General features: G+C 73.6%; 14 protein-coding genes. 9 read left to right on the forward strand and 5 right to left on the reverse strand.

The window, feature by feature from the left end:
* The first annotated feature begins 42 nt into the window (after positions 1–42).
* The 3 genes from acs (at position 43) to CCE02nite_RS09910 (ending at position 4,766) form a co-directional block, all read left to right on the forward strand.
* Positions 43–2,061, forward strand: a complete 2,019-nt coding sequence (gene acs / locus CCE02nite_RS09900; protein WP_141389471.1) for an acetate--CoA ligase — start codon at positions 43–45, stop codon at positions 2,059–2,061.
* Between the two features lie 205 nt (positions 2,062–2,266).
* On the forward strand, positions 2,267–3,712 hold the full coding sequence (locus CCE02nite_RS09905; protein WP_141389472.1) for a cellulase family glycosylhydrolase: 1,446 nt from the start codon (positions 2,267–2,269) through the stop codon (positions 3,710–3,712).
* 115 nt (positions 3,713–3,827) lie between these two features.
* Positions 3,828–4,766 (forward strand): pentapeptide repeat-containing protein, encoded by a 939-nt coding sequence (locus CCE02nite_RS09910; RefSeq protein ID WP_170227274.1) that lies wholly within the window; start codon positions 3,828–3,830, stop codon positions 4,764–4,766.
* A gap of 92 nt (positions 4,767–4,858) precedes the next feature.
* On the opposite strand, the gene CCE02nite_RS09915 is transcribed toward CCE02nite_RS09910, so the two are convergent.
* Both CCE02nite_RS09915 and CCE02nite_RS09920 read right to left on the reverse strand, forming a co-directional pair.
* Positions 4,859–6,217 carry an MFS transporter gene (locus CCE02nite_RS09915; protein WP_141389473.1) on the reverse strand — a complete coding sequence of 453 codons (1,359 nt, stop codon included), beginning with the start codon at positions 6,215–6,217 and terminating at the stop codon, positions 4,859–4,861.
* Between the two features lie 39 nt (positions 6,218–6,256).
* Complete coding sequence (locus CCE02nite_RS09920) at positions 6,257–7,414, reverse strand: FAD-dependent oxidoreductase (protein WP_255318777.1); 1,158 nt, start codon at positions 7,412–7,414, stop codon at positions 6,257–6,259.
* 171 nt (positions 7,415–7,585) lie between these two features.
* Here CCE02nite_RS09920 and mshD point away from each other — a divergent pair, with 171 nt between their 5' ends.
* Genes mshD through CCE02nite_RS09935 form a run of 3 tightly spaced genes read left to right on the forward strand, consistent with a single transcriptional unit; the run spans position 7,586 to position 11,954 of the window.
* Positions 7,586–8,605 (forward strand): mycothiol synthase, encoded by a 1,020-nt coding sequence (gene mshD / locus CCE02nite_RS09925; RefSeq protein ID WP_255318778.1) that lies wholly within the window; start codon positions 7,586–7,588, stop codon positions 8,603–8,605.
* Between the two features lie 43 nt (positions 8,606–8,648).
* Positions 8,649–10,913, forward strand: coding sequence for an RNA degradosome polyphosphate kinase (locus tag CCE02nite_RS09930; RefSeq protein ID WP_141389474.1), 2,265 nt, complete (start codon positions 8,649–8,651; stop codon positions 10,911–10,913).
* A 45-nt stretch (positions 10,914–10,958) separates the two neighbouring features.
* Positions 10,959–11,954, forward strand: coding sequence for an NUDIX hydrolase (locus CCE02nite_RS09935; RefSeq protein ID WP_255318786.1), 996 nt, complete (start codon positions 10,959–10,961; stop codon positions 11,952–11,954).
* Positions 11,955–11,984: 30 nt separating this feature from the next.
* On the opposite strand, the gene CCE02nite_RS09940 is transcribed toward CCE02nite_RS09935, so the two are convergent.
* The 3 genes from CCE02nite_RS09940 to CCE02nite_RS09950 all read right to left on the reverse strand — a co-directional run bounded on the left by CCE02nite_RS09940 (position 11,985) and on the right by CCE02nite_RS09950 (position 15,276).
* Positions 11,985–12,986: an inorganic phosphate transporter gene (locus CCE02nite_RS09940; RefSeq protein ID WP_087471047.1), complete on the reverse strand. Its 1,002-nt coding sequence runs from the start codon at positions 12,984–12,986 to the stop codon at positions 11,985–11,987.
* A gap of 5 nt (positions 12,987–12,991) precedes the next feature.
* Positions 12,992–13,612 (reverse strand): DUF47 domain-containing protein, encoded by a 621-nt coding sequence (locus CCE02nite_RS09945; RefSeq protein ID WP_047231395.1) that lies wholly within the window; start codon positions 13,610–13,612, stop codon positions 12,992–12,994.
* 1,064 nt (positions 13,613–14,676) lie between these two features.
* Positions 14,677–15,276: a hypothetical protein gene (locus CCE02nite_RS09950; protein WP_047231598.1), complete on the reverse strand. Its 600-nt coding sequence runs from the start codon at positions 15,274–15,276 to the stop codon at positions 14,677–14,679.
* A 265-nt stretch (positions 15,277–15,541) separates the two neighbouring features.
* Here CCE02nite_RS09950 and CCE02nite_RS09955 point away from each other — a divergent pair, with 265 nt between their 5' ends.
* From CCE02nite_RS09955 to CCE02nite_RS09965, 3 genes are all read left to right on the forward strand, one after another.
* The gene (locus CCE02nite_RS09955; protein ID WP_141389476.1) at positions 15,542–16,996 is read left to right on the forward strand and encodes a sugar porter family MFS transporter; all 1,455 of its coding nucleotides are present in this window, start codon (positions 15,542–15,544) and stop codon (positions 16,994–16,996) included.
* Positions 16,997–17,168: 172 nt separating this feature from the next.
* Complete coding sequence (locus CCE02nite_RS09960) at positions 17,169–17,672, forward strand: MarR family winged helix-turn-helix transcriptional regulator (protein WP_170227275.1); 504 nt, start codon at positions 17,169–17,171, stop codon at positions 17,670–17,672.
* 158 nt (positions 17,673–17,830) lie between these two features.
* Positions 17,831–19,537, forward strand: a complete 1,707-nt coding sequence (locus CCE02nite_RS09965) for an MDR family MFS transporter (RefSeq protein WP_141389478.1) — start codon at positions 17,831–17,833, stop codon at positions 19,535–19,537.
* Positions 19,538–19,623 lie beyond the last annotated feature (86 nt).

A 19,623-nucleotide genomic window follows, 5' to 3' on the forward strand; every position in this document is an offset into this window, starting at 1 on the left:
GCGCGGGCGCCGCACCAGAGTCGATGCGCACCGGAGGTCAGCGTGCCAGAGAACGAGTCCACCACTGCCCAGCCCGGGTTGGAGAACCTCCTCCACGAGACCCGGAGCTTCCCGCCGAGCCCGGAGCTCGCCGCGCAGGCGAACGCGACGCCGGAGCTCTACGAGGAGGCGCGGGCCGACAGGCTCGCGTTCTGGGCGCGGCAGGCGAACGACCTCGTCACGTGGCGCACGCCCTTCACCGAGACGCTCGACTGGTCGCAGGCTCCCGTCGCGCGGTGGTTCGCCGACGGCACGCTCAACGCCGCGTACAACGCGGTGGACCGTCACGTCGAGGCGGGCCTGGGCGACCGGGTCGCGATCCACTTCGAGGGCGAGCCGGGCGACACGCGCACGGTGACGTACGCGGAGCTCCAGCGCGACGTGTCGCGTGCTGCCAACGCGCTCGCGGCGCTCGGTGTGGAGACGGGCGACCGCGTCGTCATCTACCTGCCGATGGTCGTCGAGGCCGTCGTGGCGATGCTCGCGTGCGCGCGCATCGGCGCCCCGCACTCGGTCGTCTTCGGCGGGTTCTCGGCCGACGCGCTGCGCAGCCGCATCGCTGACGCCGAGGCGAAGCTCGTCATCACGGCCGACGGCGGGTACCGCCGCGGCGCGGCATCGGCGCTCAAGCCGGCGGTCGACGAGGCGCTCGCGCCCAAGGAGGGCGCGGACCCGACGACGGTCGAGCACGTGCTCGTCGTGCGCCGCACGGGCCAGGACACGGCCTGGACGGACGGCCGCGACGTGTGGTGGCACGACGCGCTCGAGTCGGCCGACACGACGCACACGCCCGTGTGGGTCGAGGCCGAGCACCCGCTGTTCATCCTCTACACGTCCGGGACGACCGGGAAGCCGAAGGGCATCCTCCACACGACCGGCGGGTACCTCACCCAGGCCGCGTACACCCACCGCAACGTCTTCGACCTCAAGGCCGAGACGGACGTCTACTGGTGCACCGCCGACATCGGCTGGGTCACAGGCCACTCGTACGTCGTCTACGGCCCGCTGCTCAACGGCGCGACGCAGGTGATCTACGAGGGCACCCCGGACTCCCCGCACCAGGGCCGCTGGTGGGAGATCGTCCAGAAGTACGCAGTCTCGATCCTCTACACCGCGCCGACCGCGATCCGCGCGTGCATGAAGTGGGGCGAGGAGATCCCGGCGAAGTTCGACCTGTCGTCGCTGCGCGTGCTCGGGTCGGTGGGCGAGCCCATCAACCCCGAGGCCTGGATGTGGTACCGCCGCGTCATCGGCGGCGACCGCACGCCGATCGTCGACACGTGGTGGCAGACGGAGACGGGCGCGATCATGATCTCGCCGCTGCCGGGCGTCACCGCCGCCAAGCCGGGCTCCGCCCAGGTTCCGCTCCCGGGCATCGTCGCGGACGTCGTCGACGACGAGGCGCACTCCGTGCCGAACGGCGGCGGCGGGTACCTCGTGCTGTCCGAGCCGTGGCCGTCCATGCTGCGCGGCATCTGGGGCGACCTCGAGCGCTTCAAGGACACGTACTGGTCGCGCTTCCCGGGCATCTACTTCGCGGGCGACGGCGCCAAGAAGGACGAGGACGGTGACATCTGGCTCCTCGGGCGCGTCGACGACGTCATGAACGTCTCGGGCCACCGCCTCTCCACCACGGAGATCGAGTCGGCGCTCGTCTCCCACGAGATCGTCGCGGAGGCCGCGGTCGTCGGCGCGAGCGACGACCTCACGGGCCAGGCCGTCGTCGCGTTCGTCATCCTGCGCGGCGAGCACGCGGCCAGGGCCGCGGACGCCGACGGCGCCGCCGCCGTGCAGACCGAGCTGCGCAACCACGTGGCGAAGGAGATCGGCCCGATCGCCAAGCCCAAGCGCATCCTCGTCGTGCCGGAGCTGCCCAAGACCCGGTCCGGCAAGATCATGCGCCGCCTGCTGCGCGACGTCGCGGAGAACCGCACCGTCGGCGACGCGACGACCCTCGCCGACTCGTCGGTGATGGACCTCATCTCGGTCGGCCTCCAGAAGCCGTCGTCCACCGACGACTGACCGGCCCACCGCCGACCACGGGGTCGGTGTCGTCCTCCGCGCGAGGACGGCACCGACCCCGTTCTCGTGCGCGGACAGGCTCGGGCTCGGCGGCGGGCGTCGTCGCCTAAGCGGTTCAGTCCCTGCCCGACGGCGGTCCCGCGCCCGCACGATGTCGGGGCACGCCGACCCGGGCGTGCGCAGCCGACAGAGACGAGGTCGTCCGATGAGCCGCACCGCCCCTGTACCCGACGCCGACGCCGCCCGCCCGCCCGGGACCGGACGGTCCGCCCCGTTCGTCGCGGCGCTCGCGACCGCCGCGGTCCTCGCCACGTGCGGCGCGGTCGCGACCGCCGCCGCACGGTCCGCGACCGCCGCCGAGGCGGACGCGCCGCCGGGCATCCACGTCGCGGACGGCCGGGTCGTCGAGGCCGACGGCACGGACCTCGTGCTGCGCGGCGTCAACCACGCGCACACCTGGTACGCCCACGAGACGGGCTCCTTCGCCGACATCAAGGCCGCGGGCGCGAACTCCGTGCGTGTCGTGCTCTCGAGCGGCGACCGATGGACGCGGAACTCCCCCGAGGACGTCGCGGCGGTCGTCGACCTGTGCGAGGAGAACCGCCTCGTGTGCGTCCTCGAGGTGCACGACACGACGGGGTACGGCGAGCCGCAGCACGCGCCGGGAGCGGTGTCGCTGGACCGGGCCGTCGACTACTGGGAGGACCTGTACCCGACGCTCGCGGGCACCGAGGACTTCGTCCTCGTCAACATCGGCAACGAGCCGTACGGCAACGACGAGACCACCAACGCGACGTGGGCCGCGGACACGTCGGCGGCGATCCAGCGCCTGCGCACGATCGGGTACGAGCACGCGGTCGTCGTCGACGCCCCGAACTGGGGCCAGGACTGGAAGCGGACGCAGTACGACCAGGCCGGGCAGGTCTTCGCCGCCGACCCGGACGCCAACACGATCTTCTCCGTCCACATGTACGGCGTGTACGCGCAGGCGGCGACGGTCACGGGCTACCTCGAGCACTTCGTCGCCGAGGGCCTGCCGCTGATCGTCGGGGAGTTCGGGAACACGCACTCGGACGGCGACGTCGACGAGGACGCGATCCTCGCCGAGTCGCGGCGCCTCGGGATCGGTTGGCTCGGCTGGTCGTGGAGCGGCAACGGTGGCGGAGTCGAGTACCTCGACCTGGTCCAGGGCTTCGACCCCGCGCGCCCGAGCGCGTGGGGCACGCGCCTGATCGACGGGCCGGACGGTCTGCGCGAGACCGCGGTCGAGGCGTCATGGTTCGGCGGCGACGGACCGGTGGACCCGCCGGACCCCACCGACCCGCCCGACCCGACCGACCCGCCGGACGACGCGGCGTGCTCCGCGACCGTCCGGGTCGCGAACGCCTGGCCCGGCGGGTGGCAGGGCGAGCTCGTCGTCACGGCGGGGGACGCCGCGGTCACGGGCTGGACGGCGACGTTCGCGCTGCCGTCGGGCACAGCCGTCGCGCAGCTCTGGGGCGGCGTGCACGGCACGACCGCCTCGGGCGTGCAGGTGACGAACGCTGCGTGGAACGGCGCCCTCGCCGCGGGCGGCACGGCGACCGTCGGGTTCATCGCGACGGGCGCCGCCCCGACCACCGCCACCACGGCGGGCTGCACCGCTCCCTGAGCCCGCACGCCGGACGCGGGACCGGCGACCGGACCGCCCGGGTCCGGTCGCCGTCCCGCGCCGCGCGGTCGATATGTCCGTGCCGGGCGTCCCGCGGACGGCGTAGCGTCGAGACGTGCCACCCGTTCCCGCGGCCGACGGTCGCGCCCTCCTCGTCGAGCAGCTCGACCTGCGCAGCGACTGCGCGCGCTGCACCGGCCTGTGCTGCGTGGGGCTGCACCTCGTGCGCTCCGCCGACTTCGCGATCGACAAGCCCGCGGGCACCCCGTGCCCGAACCTGCGCTCCGACTTCGGCTGCGGCATCCACGCGCAGCTGCGCGAGTCCGGGTTCCCGGGCTGCGTCGCCTACGACTGTCTGGGTGCGGGCCAGCGCGTGACGGCGGCCGTCCGGTCCGCGCACGGCGGCGCCACGTGGCGCGACGACCCGGCCGCAGCGCGCGACGCGTTCGCCGCGCTCCCCGTCGTCACCCAGCTCCACGAGCTGCTCTGGTACCTCACCGAGGTGCTCGCGCTGCCCGCGGCGGCGCCCGTGCACGACGACGCCCGGCAGGCCCTCGACCGGACCGCACCCCTTGCGGACCTCGCCCCGGCCGCCCTGCTCGCGCTCGACGTCGGCGCCGTCCGCCGCGACGTCGGGCCGCTCGTCGACCGCGCGAGCGTGCTCGTGCGCGACTCCGCCCGGCGCGCCGCGACGCGCCGGCTTCCCCGTCGGGGAGCGGCGGACGCCGGACCGCGGTCCGCAGGCGGCCGAGGACCCGCCGCGGGCCACGACCGGCGGAAGCCGGGGCACGCCGTCGAGCACCGGGTGCCGGACGGCGGTGTGCGGCGCCGCCTGCGACCCGGCGCGGACCTCGTCGGTGCCGACCTGCGCGGGCTCGACCTCACCGGGTCCGACCTCCGGGGCGCGCTGCTGCTCGGCGCCGACCTGCGCGGCGCCCGGCTCGACGCCGTCGACCTCCTCGGTGCGGACCTGCGCGGTGCCGACGCGCGCGGTGCGGACCTCTCGCGTGCGCTCTTCCTCACCCCGGCGCAGGCAGCCGCGGTCCGCCGCTGACAGGGCACCACGCGAGGTCGGCACTCACAGCCGAGATCGGCAGCCACGACGACCGATCTCGGCCGGGAGTGCCGACCTGGGCGGGACCGACCTCAGCGCAGCGTGGCCCGCCGCGCCAGCGGCGCCGCCACCACCGCGCACACGACGACGAGGGCCGCCGCGCCCCACGCGAGCGCGCCGTACGACGAGAAGCCGATGATCGCCCCGGCGAGGATGCCGCCGACCGCGCCGCCCGAGTTCATCGCGAGGTCGGAGAGGCCCTGGACGGACGTGCGTGACGGACCGGGCGTGGCGTCGACGAGCAGCGCCGACCCGGCGACGAGCCCGCACGACCACCCGAGCCCGAGCAGCACGAGGCCGACCGTCAGCCGCGCGGAGTCCTCGCCCGGCGCACCCGCCACCACGACGGCCGCCGCGAGGAGCAGCGCACCCCCGACGTAGAGCACGCGCGCGTGCCCGACCCGGTCCGCGAGCCAGCCCACCACCGGGCTGAGCGCGTACATGCCCGCGATGTGCGCGCTGATGACGAGGCCGACGACCTGGAGCGTCGCGCCGCCGTGGTTCATGTGGACGGGGGTCATGGACATGAGCCCGACCATGACGAGGTGGCTGAGGACGATCGCGCCGAGGGCGAGTCGCGCCGTCGGGCTGGCAGACACGACGGCCCACCCCGCGCGCAGCCCGTCGCGCCACGACGACCCCTTGCCGTCGCCCGGTCCGGAACCCGGCACGGTGCCCCCCTCATCGGTCGTCGTGCGCGACGCGAGCAGCGGGTCCGGCCGCAGCCACACCGCGACGACGGCCGCCGCCAGCGCGAACGCGACCGCCGCGAGGAGGAACGGCGCCGCGCTCGGCGCGGTCGAGCCCTGCTGCGCGTGCGCGTCGCCGAGGCGCAGGCCGGGGCCGGCGACGCGGTCCGCGAGCCCGGCGAGCGTGGGCCCGACGACGGAACCGACCGTCGTCGCCCACACGACCACCGACAGGTCGCGCGCCCGCCGCTGGGGCGTCGCGAGGTCGGTCGCGGCGAACCGGGACGCGAGCCCGGCGGCCGTGCCCGACCCGAACAGCAGCATCGCCACGACGAGCAGGGGCCACGCGCCGACGAGCACGGCGACCGTCGCGAGGACCGCGCCGCCGGTCGCGACGCCGAAGCCGAGGAGCAGGGACGGCCGCCGCCCGCGCTGCCCGGCGACGTGCGCGAGCGGCAGCGCGACGAGCGCGGCGCCGACGACCCCCGACGTCGAGGTGAGCCCCGCGATCGCGTCGGACCCCGAGAGCGCGGACGCGACGAGCGGGGCGACCGCGATCCCGCTCGCGACGCCGACCCCCGAGAGCACCTGCGTCGCGACGAGCGTCGTGAGGGTGCGGCGCTGCGTCGGGAGGGCGGGGTCGTCGGGCGCGGACGCGGGGCGCACGGACGACGGGTCGGGGACGGGCGGTTCGGTGCTCACCGGTGCACGGTAGGCCGCGGCGGGCGTCCTGACGAGGGCTTACACCGCCACCGCGAGGCGAGATCCTGCCGCGTCTCCGGGTACCCGGCTCGCCCGCAGGACGCGCAGCACTCCCCGCGCGGCCTCGCGACCGGCCCGGTTCGCGCCGATCGTCGACGCGCTCGGCCCGTACCCGACGAGCTGGACCCGCCGGTCGCGGGCCGCCGTCGTGCCGTCGAGGACGATCCCGCCGCCGGGCTCGCGCAGGGCGAGCGGCGCGAGGTGGTCGAGCGCGGCGCGGAACCCGGTGGCCCAGAGGACGACGTCGGCAGGCTGGAAGAGCAGGCCGTCGTCGTTCGCCCCCGCGGCCCACTCGACGCCCGACGGCGTCACCCGCTCGAACATCGGCCGGCGGCGCAGCACGCCGCTCGCGATCCCGGCGCGGTAGCGCGGCGAGAGCGGCAGCCCCGTGACCGAGACCACGCTCCCCGGCGGGAGGCCCGCGGACGTCCGCTCGGCGACCCGCGCGACCGCGGCGCGCCCGAGCTCGGGCGAGAACTCCTCCTCGACCCAGACGGGCTCGCGGCGCGTGACCCACGTGGTGCCGGACGCGTGCGGGGCGATCTGGAGCAGGAGCTGCGTCGCGGACGCCCCGCCGCCCACGACGACGACGTGCTGCCCCGCGAAGTCCTCGGCGGCGCGGAAGTCGTGCGTGTGGAGCTGGCGGCCGCGGAACGTCTCCATCCCCGGGTAGCGGGGCCAGAACGGCCGGGTCCACGTGCCCGTCGCGTTGACGAGGGTGCGCGTGCGCACGGTGAGCCGTCGGGCGTCCGGCCCGGCGCCGACCGTCGCGCGCACGCGCAGCAGGGCCGGGTCGTCGGGGTCCTGGGCCACGTCGTCGACCGTGACCGGGCGCACGACGCGCAGGCCGTTCTCGCGCTCGTACGCGGCGTAGTAGCGCGGCACGGCGACGTTGGCGCGCTCCGCGGGGTCCCCGGCCGGCAGGGGGACGCCCGGGAGGTCGTGCACGGCGTGCGTCTCGGCCATCGTCAGCGAGTCCCAGCGGTCCTGCCACGCCCCGCCGGGGCCGCGACCGCCGTCGAGCACGAGCGGGTCCAGCCCGGCACGGCGCAGGTGGTAGGCCGCGGACAGCCCCGCCTGTCCGGCACCGACGACCACGACGTCCACCGTCTCCCGCGCGTCCGTCACCTCGCTCACGACCGCCTCAACGACCCCGGCCCGCCGAACCTTCCCGGGGCATCCGACACTGTGCCGAACACGACATGGGGGTCGCTCTGGGCACGTCGACGACCCCCATGTCGTGCTCGACGGCGGGTGGTGTCGTTCTCGCGGACGGGCGGGAGCGGTCTGCGGGGGCAAGATGGACCGGTGGAGACCGCGATCCTCTGGCACACCGGCCCGCTCATCGACGACGTCGAGATCGCGCAGGTCCACGATCTCGCCGCCGCCGCCGAGCGCGAGGACGGCGTCGCCGCCCTCTCGGAGCAGCCGCTGCTCAACCTGCGCGCGGCGACGGACGACGTCGTGCACCTCCTCACGTGGCGCGCGGGCGAGCTCGCGGGGTACGCCCAGGTGGACAAGCGCGGCGAGGCGCCGAGCGCCGAGCTCGTGGTCCGCCCCGAGCACCGGCGGCACGGGCTCGGGTTCCACCTGCTCGGCAGCGCGGCCGACCGCGCGGCCGAGCCCCGCCCGAGCGACCCCGACCACGACGGGCAGCCGCACCCCGGCGCGGAGACCGACGGCGAGCCCGCCCGGACGCCGCGCCCGCCGCTGCGCGTCTGGGCCCACGGCGATCTCCCCGCGGCCCGCGGCCTCGCCGCGAGGGCCGGGTACGAGGTCGTGCGCGAGCTGCTCGTCCTCGAGCGGCCGCTCGGCGGCACGGGGGCGCACCCGCGTCCCGAGATCCCCGCGGGCCTGCGGCTGCGCGCGTTCGTGCCGGGGGACGACGACGACGCGTGGGTCGGGGCCAACGCGGCAGCGTTCGCGCACCACCCGGAGCAGGGCCGGCTCGCGGTCGACGACCTGCGCGCGCGCATGCGCGAGGACTGGTTCGACGCCGCGGGCCTCCTGCTCCTGGAGCGCACCCCGACTCCCGGTTCCGGGACGCCGGAGCTCGTCGGGTTCGTGTGGACCAAGATCCCGACCGGCCAGCCCGACGACGCGCGCGAGGGCGAGATCTACGTCGTCGGCGTGGTCCCGACCGCCCAGGGCGAGGGGCTCGGCCGGCTGCTGACCGCCGTCGGGCTCGCGCACCTCGCCGAGCGGGGCGCGACCACCGCGGTGCTGTACGTCGACGGCGACAACGTGCCCGCCGTGCGCACGTACGAGCGCGCCGGCTTCACGCGCCGCGCGGTGCACGTGCAGTACGCACGGCCGAGCGCTCGGTGACCCGTGTCACGCACCGTTCACCAACTGGTGCCACCATGAACCCATGACCGACACGTCCACGCAGCGCACGCTCGACCCGGACCTCGCGGCGCACATCGCCGAGCACATCGCGGAGGAACCCGAGATCGAGCCGGTGGGCGCGGAGCTCGGCCTCGGTCCGCTGCCCGACGACCGGTTCGCCGATCGCGAGCTGAGCTGGCTCGCGTTCAACCAGCGGGTGCTCGAGCTCGCGGAGGACCCGAGCCAGCCGCTCCTCGAGCGTGTCCGGTTCCTCGCGATCTTCGCGTCCAACCTGGACGAGTTCTTCATGGTCCGGGTCGCCGGCCTCAAGCGCCGCATGGCGACCGGCATCGCGGTCACCGCCGCGTCCGGGCTCTCGCCCCGCCAGGTGCTCGACGCGATCAGCGAGCGCGCGCACGACCTCATGGCGCGCCACGCGCGCGTGTTCGCCGACGACGTGCAGCCGGCGCTCGCCGCCGAGGGCATCACGCTCGTCCACTGGGACGAGCTCGAGACGCGCGAGCAGGAGCGCCTGCACAAGTTCTTCCGCAAGCAGATCTTCCCGGTGCTCACGCCGCTCGCCGTCGACCCGGCGCACCCCTTCCCCTACATCTCGGGGCTGTCGCTCAACCTCGCCGTCGTGGTGGCGAACCCGACCACGGGCAAGGAGCACTTCGCGCGCGTCAAGGTGCCGCCGCTCCTGCCGCGGTTCATCGCCGTGGACGCGCGGGGCCGCCCGAGCGCGCCGACCTCGCAGACCGCCGCCCCGGACCGAGGACCGACGTCGTTCGTGCCGATCGAGGAGGTCATCGCCCAGCACCTCGACCACCTGTTCCCCGGCATGGAGGTGCGCGAGCACCACCTGTTCCGCGTCACGCGCAACGAGGACGTGGAGGTCGAGGAGGACGACGCCGAGAACCTGCTCCAGGCCATGGAGAAGGAGCTCCTGCGTCGGCGGTTCGGCCCGCCCGTCCGGCTCGAGCTCACGCCCGGGATCAGCCCGCGCATCCGCGCGCTGCTCGTGCGCGAGCTCGGCGTCGTCGAGGAGGAGGTCTACGAGATCCCCGAGCCGCTCGACCTCACGGGGCTCAACCTCATCGCCGACCTCGACCGCGCGGACCTGCACTTCCCGCCGTTCGTCCCGACGACGCACCGCCTCCTCGCCGAGGTCGAGAGCGCGTCGCCCACGGACGTGTTCGCCGCGATCCGCGAGCGCGACGTCCTGCTGCACCACCCGTACGACTCGTTCTCGACGTCGGTCCAGACGTTCCTCGAGCAGGCGGCCGCCGACCCCGCGGTGCTCGCGATCAAGCAGACCCTGTACCGGACGTCGGGCGACTCGCCGATCGTCGACGCGCTCATCGACGCCGCCGAGGCGGGCAAGCAGGTGCTCGCGCTCGTCGAGATCAAGGCACGGTTCGACGAGCAGGCCAACATCTCCTGGGCGCGCAAGCTCGAGCAGGCGGGCGTGCACGTCGTGTACGGGATCGTCGGGCTCAAGACGCACTGCAAGCTGTCCCTCGTCGTGCGCCAGGAGTCGGACGGCCTGCGGCGCTACTGCCACGTCGGCACGGGCAACTACCACCCCAAGACCGCGCGCCTGTACACCGACCACGGCCTGCTCACGTGCGACCCCGACGTCGGCCAGGACCTCACGCGCCTGTTCAACCAGCTCTCCGGGTACGCGCCCCAGTCGCGGTTCCACCGCCTGCTCGTCGCGCCGCGCACCGTCCGCTCGGGGCTCGTCGAGCGCATCGACCGCGAGGCCGCCGCGGCGCAGGCCGGGCACGAGGCGTGGGTGAAGATCAAGGTCAACTCCGTCGTCGACGAGACGACGCTCGACGCGCTCTACCGCGCGTCGCAGGCGGGCGTGAAGATCGACCTCGTCGTGCGCGGCATCTGCGCCGTCCGCCCGGGCGTGCCCGGGCTCAGCGAGAACATCCGCGTGCGCTCGATCCTCGGCCGCTTCCTCGAGCACTCGCGCATCTACGCCTTCGCCAACTCCGCGGGCCCCGCCATCGGGGAGGGGCCCGACAGCGGGCCCGAGGTGTTCATCGGCTCGGCCGACCTCATGCACCGCAACCTCGACCGCCGCGTCGAGGCCCTCGTGCGCATCACGGACCCCGACCAGGTCATCGAGCTGCTCGACCTGCTCGACGTGTCGATGTCCGAGCGCACCGCGTCCTGGCACCTCGACGCCGACGGCACGTGGCACCGACCCGAGTCGGGCCCCGACGGCACGCCGCTCGTCGACCTCCAGGCGAGCCTCGTGCAGCGACAGCGCCGCCGGCTCGTCGGGAGGCGGTAGCGGATGGGTGTGCCCTCCCCCGCCCTGCGCAGCGGGCTGCCCCTCGTGGACGCCCTCGGCCCGACGCACGTCTCCCACGCCCCGGTCATCGAGTCCGCCGGGGCCCTCGTGTGGCGCGTGCGCGGCGACGACCTCCAGGTGCGCCTCGTCCACCGGCCCCGCTACGACGACTGGTCGTGGCCCAAGGGCAAGCTCGACCCCGGCGAGACCTTCCAGGCCGCGGCCGCGCGCGAGGTCGCCGAGGAGACGGGCAAGCCGGTCGTGCTGGGCGTCCCGCTGCCGGGACTGCAGTACCTCACGCCCGAGGGCCGCGTGAAACGCGTGCACTACTGGGCCGCGCGCCGGGCGTCGCAGAAGGTGGACGCCGGCGCGCTCGCCGCGCGCGCGCCCGTCCCGCCCGTGTCACCGCAGGAGATCGACCGCGCCGCGTGGCTGTCGGCCGACGACGCCGCGCACCGGCTCACGCGCGAGGCCGACCGCGCCCCGCTCGAGGCGCTCGTGCGCGAGCGCGAGGAGGGGCGGCTGGCGACGCACGTCGTCGTCATCGCCCGGCACGGCAAGGCCGTCGCGCGCGCGGCATGGCACGGCGACGAGCAGGACCGTCCGCTCACGCCCGCCGGCCATGCCCAGGCCGTCGCGCTCGTGCCGGTGCTCGCCGCCTACGGGGTCGAGACGGTCGTCACGAGCCGCTGGGACCGGTGCGCCCAGACGATCGCGCCCTACGCCGGCGCGTCAGGCCTGGAGACCGTGAGCATCGACCACCTCACGGAGGCGCAGCACGAGCGCTCGCCGTCCCGTGTCGCCCGGACGGTCCGCGAGCTCCTCGAGGCCGAGCGGTCGTCGGTGCTGTGCACCCACCGGCCCGTGCTGCCCACCGTGCTCGACGTGCTCGGGCAGCACTCGCGGCGGCCCGTCGCGAACGCGCTCCCGACGCACGACCCCTTTCTCGAGCCGGGCGAGATGATCGTCGCCCACGTGGCCCGCACGCCCAAGGGGCCTCGCGTCGTCGCGGCCGAGAAGGTCGCCCCGCCGCTGCACTGACCGCCCCGGCAGCACGGACGCGCGAGCAGGTCAGAGCAGGATCGGGCTGAGGATCCAGTAGACGACGGCGGCGACGAGCGCGGCCGCCGGGATGGTCAGGACCCACGCGACGCCGATGTTCTTCGCGACGCCCCAGCGGACCGCGGACAGCCGCTTGGTCGCACCGACGCCCATGATCGCGGAGGTGATCGTGTGCGTCGTCGACACCGGCGCGTGGAAGATGAACGCGTTCGCGTACAGCACGACCGCGGAGACCGACTCGGCGACGAAGCCGCGCGCCGGGTCGAGCTCGATGATCTTGCGGCCCAGCGTGCGCATGATGCGCCACCCGCCGGCGTACGTGCCGAGAGAGATCGCGGTCGCCGCCGACAGCTTGACCCACAACGGGATCGTGTTGTCGTCCTGGAACCCGCCCGCGACGAGCGCGAGCACGATCACGCCCATCGTCTTCTGCGCGTCCTGGAGGCCGTGGCCCAGTGCCATCGCCGCCGCCGACGCCGTCTGCGCGATGCGGAAGCGGCGGAACGCCCGGGCGGGCGCCGCGTTCCGGAACACCCACAGCAGCAGCACCATGAGCGCGAACGCGAGACCGAAGCCGATGAGCGGCGAGAAGATCATGGGGAGCACGACCTTGTCGAGGATCGCGTCCCAGTGGACCGTGATCCCTGACGCGATCCCGACACCCGCGAGGCCGCCGATGATCGCGTGCGTCGACGACGACGGCAGACCCAGCCACCACGTGATGAGGTTCCACGTGATCGCGCCGACGAGACCGCACAGCACGATCACGAGGCCCTGATGTGGTGGGACGTCGTTGACCGCGACGATGTCCTCGGCGATCGTCTGCGCGACCGCGGTGCCGAGCAGCGCGCCGATGAGGTTGAACACCGCCGCCATGAGGAGCGCCGCGCGCGGCGTGAGGGCCCTGGTCGAGACCGAGGTCGCGATGGCGTTCGCGGCGTCGTGGAACCCGTTGGTGTAGTCGAACGCCAGGGCGAACGCCACGACGACGACGACGAGCACTGCCTCCACGGGGCTCAGGACTCCTTGAGGGCGATGGTCTCGACCGTGTTCGCGACCTTCTCGAAGGCGTCGGCCGCCTGCTCGAGGACCTCGACGATCTCCTTGAGCTTCATGAGGAGGACCGGGTCGGACACGTCGTCGAAGAGCTCGGCGAGCAGCTTGCGGTGCACCTTGTCCGCCTGGTTCTCCAGGCGGTTGACCTCGACCCAGTACTCGGGGAGGTCGTCCATGGAGCGCAGGCGTGGCATCGCCTCGGCCGTGAGCTCCGACGCGCGCTGGAGCACCTGGACCTGCTCGGACACACGGGCCGGGAGCTCGTCCACCTTGTAGAGGACGATGAGGTCGGCCGCCTCCTCCATGAAGTCCATGCAGTCGTCGAGCGCCGACGCGAGGGCGTAGATGTCGTCCCGGTCGAACGGTGTGACGAACGTCTGGTTGAGCCGACGCATGATCGAGTGCGTCGCGTCGTCCGCGAGGTGCTCGGTCTCGCTGAGCTGCTTCGCGAGCTGCTTGCGCGTCGGGCGGTCCGCGCCGAGCAGCTCCGCCAGGAGCGTGGACCCTGTGACCAGGTGCTGCGCCGAGGCGGCGAGGAGGTCGAAGAACGAGGTGTCGCGCGGTGTCAGGCGCAGGCGCACGGGAGGCTCCGGAAGGGACGCGGGGTAGGGGTCTGAGCTGGCGTCGGCCACAAGGGCCGCTCGGCCGCCGGACAGGCCGGCCGGCCGGGGTGGTCACGATCTCGGGTCGGATGATCTCTGGATGAACGCACGTCGAACTCTCGTCAAATGTAGCCGACGCGCGGAGCGATGCTGGAATCGTCGGGGCGAAGGTCCCGGATCCTCAGGACGCTCACGGCCCGCGCCCGGCGTCCTCGCCGGGGCGGCGACCCTCCGGCGCGCGGCATCGTGCTCGCACCAGGAGGGGAAGAAGTGACGCCGGACCGGGAGCGCCTCTCGGCGCGTGGCCGCTCGTAGCGGCTGAGTGTGGAGCCCGGGGCTACCGCGGCCCGGCGTCGTGACCCATCGTACGTGCCGAGCGCCCCGCGAGGTACCCGACCGACCCCGTGTTCGCGCTCCGCGAGAACCCCGCCCGCCGACGTGCGCGCCCGCCCCGTGTCCCGCACCCTCCGCCCCGCCCGGCCGAGACAGAACCCGGGTCCACCGAGGTAGAACCCTCGCGCGAGGTAGAGCCGTGGTCACGCGAAGTAGAGCCGTGGTCACGGCCGACGACGGTGGCTCGCCCAGCGCAGCCGGGTCGCCGCCATGGGCGGGCCCGCGTCCCACCGCCTGCTCGACACGATGGGACAGCATCGGGCCTGCGCCGAACTTCGGGACAGCGAGACACCGAACGCCGACTGCTACGACGACCGGGGGCATGGGGGAAGGTTTGAAACCGACACCGCGGGCGGTCGCCCGCGGTGAGGACCGACCAAGGCGAGACGACGCCGGGAGGGGTGGGTGGTGGTGCCGCGTCGTGGCGGGCCTGGCGGGAGCCGCGAGGAACGAGCGGCGGATGGTAGACGCGGCACCACCACCCACCCCGACCACCCCACCCAGCCACACGCCGTCGAGCACAAGAACCACGGCTCTACCTCGCGCAACCACGGCTCTACCTCGCGTGACCAGGGCTTTACCTCGCGCAACCACGGCTCTACCTCGCGCGACCGGGGTTCTCCCTCGGCAGCCGGGCGGCCGCTGGTGGGTCAGTCGAGGCGGTCGGCGCGCCAGAGCTCGGCGGCGTGCTCGAGCTCTTGCGCAGTACGGAGGAGGGAGCCGGCGCCGCGGGTCATGCGGAGCGCGCCGTCGGGGTCGGCGACCTCGCGGGCGTCGGCGTCGAACGCGGCGCCGGTCGCGAGGATGCGGCAGAACGACCCGGCGCGTTCGAGCGCGACCGCGAGGTCGCCGGTGAACACGCCGGAGAGCACGGCGTCGGCGAGGTCGCGCACGTCCTGCGGCCCGGGCGGCCGGGGCACTCCGGCGATGGCCTCGTGGACCGGCGCGGCGTCGACCCCGAGGCGGTAGCGCAGCGCCACCGTCTGCGGGTCGCGACGCACCCACTCGCGCAGCACGTAGAGCCGCCAGAGCGCGCCCGGCAGGGAGTTCGGCGCCGCGTCGGACCACAGACCGGCGACGACGTCGAGCCCCTCGGTCTCGACGAGGTGGACCAGTCGCTCGACGACCTGGGGGTCCTCGGTGTCGCGCGCGCGGTGCACGATCGCGTGCGCGGTGGTGTGCGCGACCTGGTCGCGCAGCGCGGGGTCGAGCTCGCCCGGGAGCTCGTCCGCGTCGCGCGGGTCGAGCATCGCCGGGCGGCGAGGGCGTTGCGTGCGGTCGGACCGGCCGGCGTCGGGCCGGGGTCCGGGGGTGGTGGAGGCGTCGTCGGGCACGCGCCCAGTCTCCACCCGGCGCGGGGGCGGTCGCAGCGGTACCGGCCGGCCACCGGCCCTGCGCGGCTGGGGTCCGGTGCGCGTGACGTTCGCCGCACCCCGTTCACCGCGCCACCGCGAGCACCCCGTCCTACAGTGACGAAAGGGGCCTCCTACCGGCTCCGGAAGGAGCGGAGGAGAGATGTCGAGCAGCGACGCAGCAGGTCACGGGACCGTGAGCGCGCGCAGCGCCCACCGCAAGGCGATCGGCCTGGCCGTCGCCGCGGCCGTCGGCGGATTCCTCTTCGGCTTCGACAGCTCCGTCATCAACGGTGCGGTCGCCGCGATCGAAGGCCAGTTCGACCTCGACTCCGCGGTCACGGGTCTCGTCGTCGCGATCGCCCTCCTGGGCTGCGCGCTCGGTGCGTGGTCGGGCGGCAAGCTGGCCGACCGCTGGGGTCGCACGCGCGTGATGGTGTTCGGCGCGATCCTGTTCTTCGCCTCCTCGATCCTGTCGGCCATCGCCTGGTCGGCGTTGGACCTCGCGATCTGGCGTTTCATGGCGGGTGTCGGGATCGGGATCGCCTCCGTCATCGCCCCCGCGTACATCGCGGAGATCGCACCGGCCCGCCTGCGCGGCCGCATGGGCTCGCTCCAGCAGCTCGCGATCACGGTCGGCATCTTCGCGGCCCTGCTGTCCGACCAGCTCCTCGCGGAGACCGCGGGCGGCGCCTCCAACGAGCTGTGGCTCGGGTGGGAGGCGTGGCGGTGGATGTTCCTCGTGTGCGTGATCCCGGCGGCCGTGTACGGCATCCTCGCCCTGCGCATCCCCGAGTCCCCGCGCTACCTGGTGGCGAAGGGCCGTGACGACGAGGCGCGTGCCGTGCTGGAGTCCGTGCTCGGCCCCGAGGAGGACGTCGACGACCGCATCGCGCAGATCCACCGCTCGATCGCGGTCGACGAGAAGAACGCCCAGGAGGGGACGCTCAAGGGCTCGGCGTTCGGTCTCAAGCCGATCGTGTGGGTCGGCATCCTGCTGTCGGTCTTCCAGCAGTTCGTCGGGATCAACGTCATCTTCTACTACTCGACGACGCTCTGGCAGGCGGTCGGGTTCGACGAGAGCCAGTCGTTCCTCGTCTCGACGATCACGTCCGTGACCAACGTCGCGGTGACGTTCATCGCGATCGCTCTCGTGGACAAGGTGGGCCGTCGGCCGATCCTGCTCATCGGCTCGGCGGGCATGACGGTCTCGCTCGGCCTCATGGCGCTCGCGTTCACGCAGGCGGTCGGGAGCGGCAAGGACATCACCCTGCCCGACCCTTGGGGCCCCATCGCCCTGGTCGCGGCGAACGCGTTCGTCGTGTTCTTCGGGGCGTCGTGGGGGCCTCTCGTCTGGGTGCTGCTGGGCGAGATGTTCCCGAACCGCATCCGCGCGGCCGCGCTCGGCGTCGCGGCCATGGCGCAGTGGCTCGCGAACTTCGCGATCACCCTCACGTTCCCGCCGATGCTGTCGGCCTTCGGCGCCACGATCCCCTATCTCATGTACGCGATCTTCGCGGCGCTGTCGTTCGTCTTCGTCTTCAGCAAGGTGCCCGAGACCAAGGGCATCGAGCTCGAGGACATGGGCGACGAGCGCGTGGGGCGCACGGCGCACTGACTCTCGTCCCAAACCCGGGGTCGGTCCTCACGGCGCGCGCCGGGTGAGGTCGGACCCCGGGTTCGGCCGTCTCTGGGCCTCGGCGGGACGCCCGGGAATTCCTTGCCCCTGACAATGGTTGCTGTAAGCAACTGCGAGGCGTATGCTTGCCTGCAGCAACCAAGGAGTCGTCGTGCCCACCATCACCCCCTCCGCGACCACCGCGGCCCCCGAGCTCGTGCCCGACCCGTCCCCCGCGGCGGGCCTCATCCGGGCGCTCGACGAGCTGGCCCGCGCCCAGCGCGAGTCGGCCGTGCGCATCGCGCGGGACCTCGACATCCCGCGCTCGTCGTTCGGGCTGCTCCGCATGCTCCAACGGTGCGGTCCCGTCCAGCTCGGGGACGTCGCCGCGCGGCTCCGCGTCGACCTGTCCGTGGCCAGCCGCCAGGTGAGCCACCTGGTCGACGAGGGCCTCGTCCGTCGCACGGTGGACGACGACGACCGGCGCGCCCGGACCGTCGAGCTCACGGAGGACGGGCGCACGCTCGTCCTGCGGGCGTACGAGCACATCGACACCCTGGCCGCCACGACGTTCGCCGAGTGGCACGACGACGAGATCGTCGAGGCCACGCGCCACATCGAGCGTGTCGTCGCGGCGGTCGTCGCCGGCCACGACGCACCCCGCACGACCGGGTGACCGACGGCACCCGCGGCGCCACCGCCGTCGGGCACGCCCTCGACCGCCGACCGCGCCGCCGCGCGACCGGCCACGACCACCTGACACCGCCCCACGACACCGCCACACGACACGGCCGCTCCGACACGGCCCCGTGAGCAGAAGGAACTCAGCGCCTCATGACCAGCACCACTCCAGAACGCACCGCCCCGCCCGGCGCGACCGGGACGTCCATGACCCGTCGCGAGGTCATGGAGTCCCTCTCCGGGATCCTCCTCGGCATGTTCGTCGCGATCCTCGCGAGCTCGATCGTCTCGAGCTCGCTCCCCAAGATCGTCAGCGACCTGGACGGCTCGCAGTCGTCCTACACCTGGGTCGTCACCTCGACCCTGCTCGCGATGACGATCTCGACCCCCATCTGGGGCAAGCTCGCCGACCTCACCAACCGCAAGGTCCTCATCCAGATCGCACTCGTCGTCGCGGTCGTGTCCTCCGCGCTCGCGGGGCTCTCGCAGAACGTCGGCACCCTCATCGCGCTGCGCGCGTTCCAGGGCATCGGCGCCGGTGGCCTCATGGCGCTCGCCACGGTGCTCATCACCGACATCATCTCGCCGCGCGAGCGCGGCAAGTTCATGGGCCTCATGGGCGGCATCATGGCCGTCAGCCAGATCGGCGGACCGCTCCTCGGCGGCGTCCTCACCGACGCCGTGAGCTGGCGCCTCAACTTCTTCGTCGGCCTGCCGTTCGCCATCGCCGCGATCATCGTCCTCCAGCGCACGCTGCACCTGCCGAAGGTCGCGCGCCGCGTCGTCCGGATCGACTACTGGGGCGCGATCCTCATCAGCGTCGGCGTCTCCTCGCTCCTGCTGTGGGTGACGTTCGCCGGGCAGAACTTCGAGTGGCTCTCGTGGCAGACGTTCGCCATGGTCGGCGGCGCGGTCCTCGCGCTCGTCGGTGCCGTGCTCGTCGAGCGCGTGACGCCCGAGCCCCTCATCCCGCTGCACCTGTTCAAGAACCGCACGTTCGTCCTCGCGGTCGTCGCGTCCGTCGCCGTCGGCGTCGCGATGTTCGGCACCGCCGTGTTCCTCAGCCAGTACATGCAGGTGGCGCGCGGCAAGACCCCGACCGAGTCGGGGCTCCTGACGATCCCGATGATCGTCGGAACGTTCGTCGCGTCGACCCTGTTCGGTCAGCTCATCACGCGCTACGGCCGCTACAAGGCCTTCATGGTCACGGGTGGCGCGGTCCTCGTGGCGTCGCTGTTCGCGCTGTCGACGATCGACTACCACACGAGCTTCACGCTCATCAGCGTCTACCTGTTCTTCCTCGGCGTCAGCATGGGCATGCTCATGCAGAACCTCGTGCTCGCCGTGCAGAACACGCTCGACGTCGACGAGATGGGCGCCGGCACCTCGACCGTCGCCTTCTTCCGCAGCCTGGGCGGCGCGATCGGCGTGTCCGTGCTCGGCGCGGTGCTCGCGACCAAGGTCACGACGTCGATCCAGGACGGCCTGACCAGGCTCGGCGTCCCGGCCGACTCGATGGGCGGCGGCAACGCCGTGCCCGACGTCTCGACGCTGCCCGCGCCGATCAAGGACCTCGTCGAGAAGTCCTACGGCGACGGCATCGCCGAGATCTTCCTCGTCGCGGTGCCGCTCGCGCTCGTCGCGCTGATCGCCGTGTCGTTCCTCAAGGAGGTGCCGCTCGGCACCAAGACCGGCCTGCAGGAGCGCCTCGAGAAGGAGGCGGCCCTGCTCGGCTCGGACGCCCCGGTCGACGCGACCCCGGGCCGTGTGACGCCGGCCGAGGAGACGGAGTCGACGCTCCTCGAGGCGTACGAGCCCGCGGGCGTCGTCGACGAGGCGGGGCCGCGCTCGTCGCGCTGACCCCCGCACGCTGAGTGCAGGAATTCTGCGGTCTCGAATCGGTTCGAGGCCGCAGATTTCCTGCACTCAGGGTGTTGGTCGGTCGT

Origin of the sequence: Cellulosimicrobium cellulans, assembly GCF_006539945.1 — a bacterium.
GTDB lineage: Bacteria > Actinomycetota > Actinomycetes > Actinomycetales > Cellulomonadaceae > Cellulosimicrobium > Cellulosimicrobium cellulans.

Coding starts and splice junctions, on each gene's coding strand:
- CCE02nite_RS09905 (WP_141389472.1), top strand. CDS start 2,267: ATGAGCCGCACCGCCCCTGTACCCGACGCCGACGCCGCCCGCCCGCCC.
- CCE02nite_RS09930 (WP_141389474.1), top strand. CDS start 8,649: ATGACCGACACGTCCACGCAGCGCACGCTCGACCCGGACCTCGCGGCG.
- CCE02nite_RS09950 (WP_047231598.1), bottom strand. CDS start 15,276: ATGCTCGACCCGCGCGACGCGGACGAGCTCCCGGGCGAGCTCGACCCC.
- CCE02nite_RS09955 (WP_141389476.1), top strand. CDS start 15,542: ATGTCGAGCAGCGACGCAGCAGGTCACGGGACCGTGAGCGCGCGCAGC.
- CCE02nite_RS09965 (WP_141389478.1), top strand. CDS start 17,831: ATGACCAGCACCACTCCAGAACGCACCGCCCCGCCCGGCGCGACCGGG.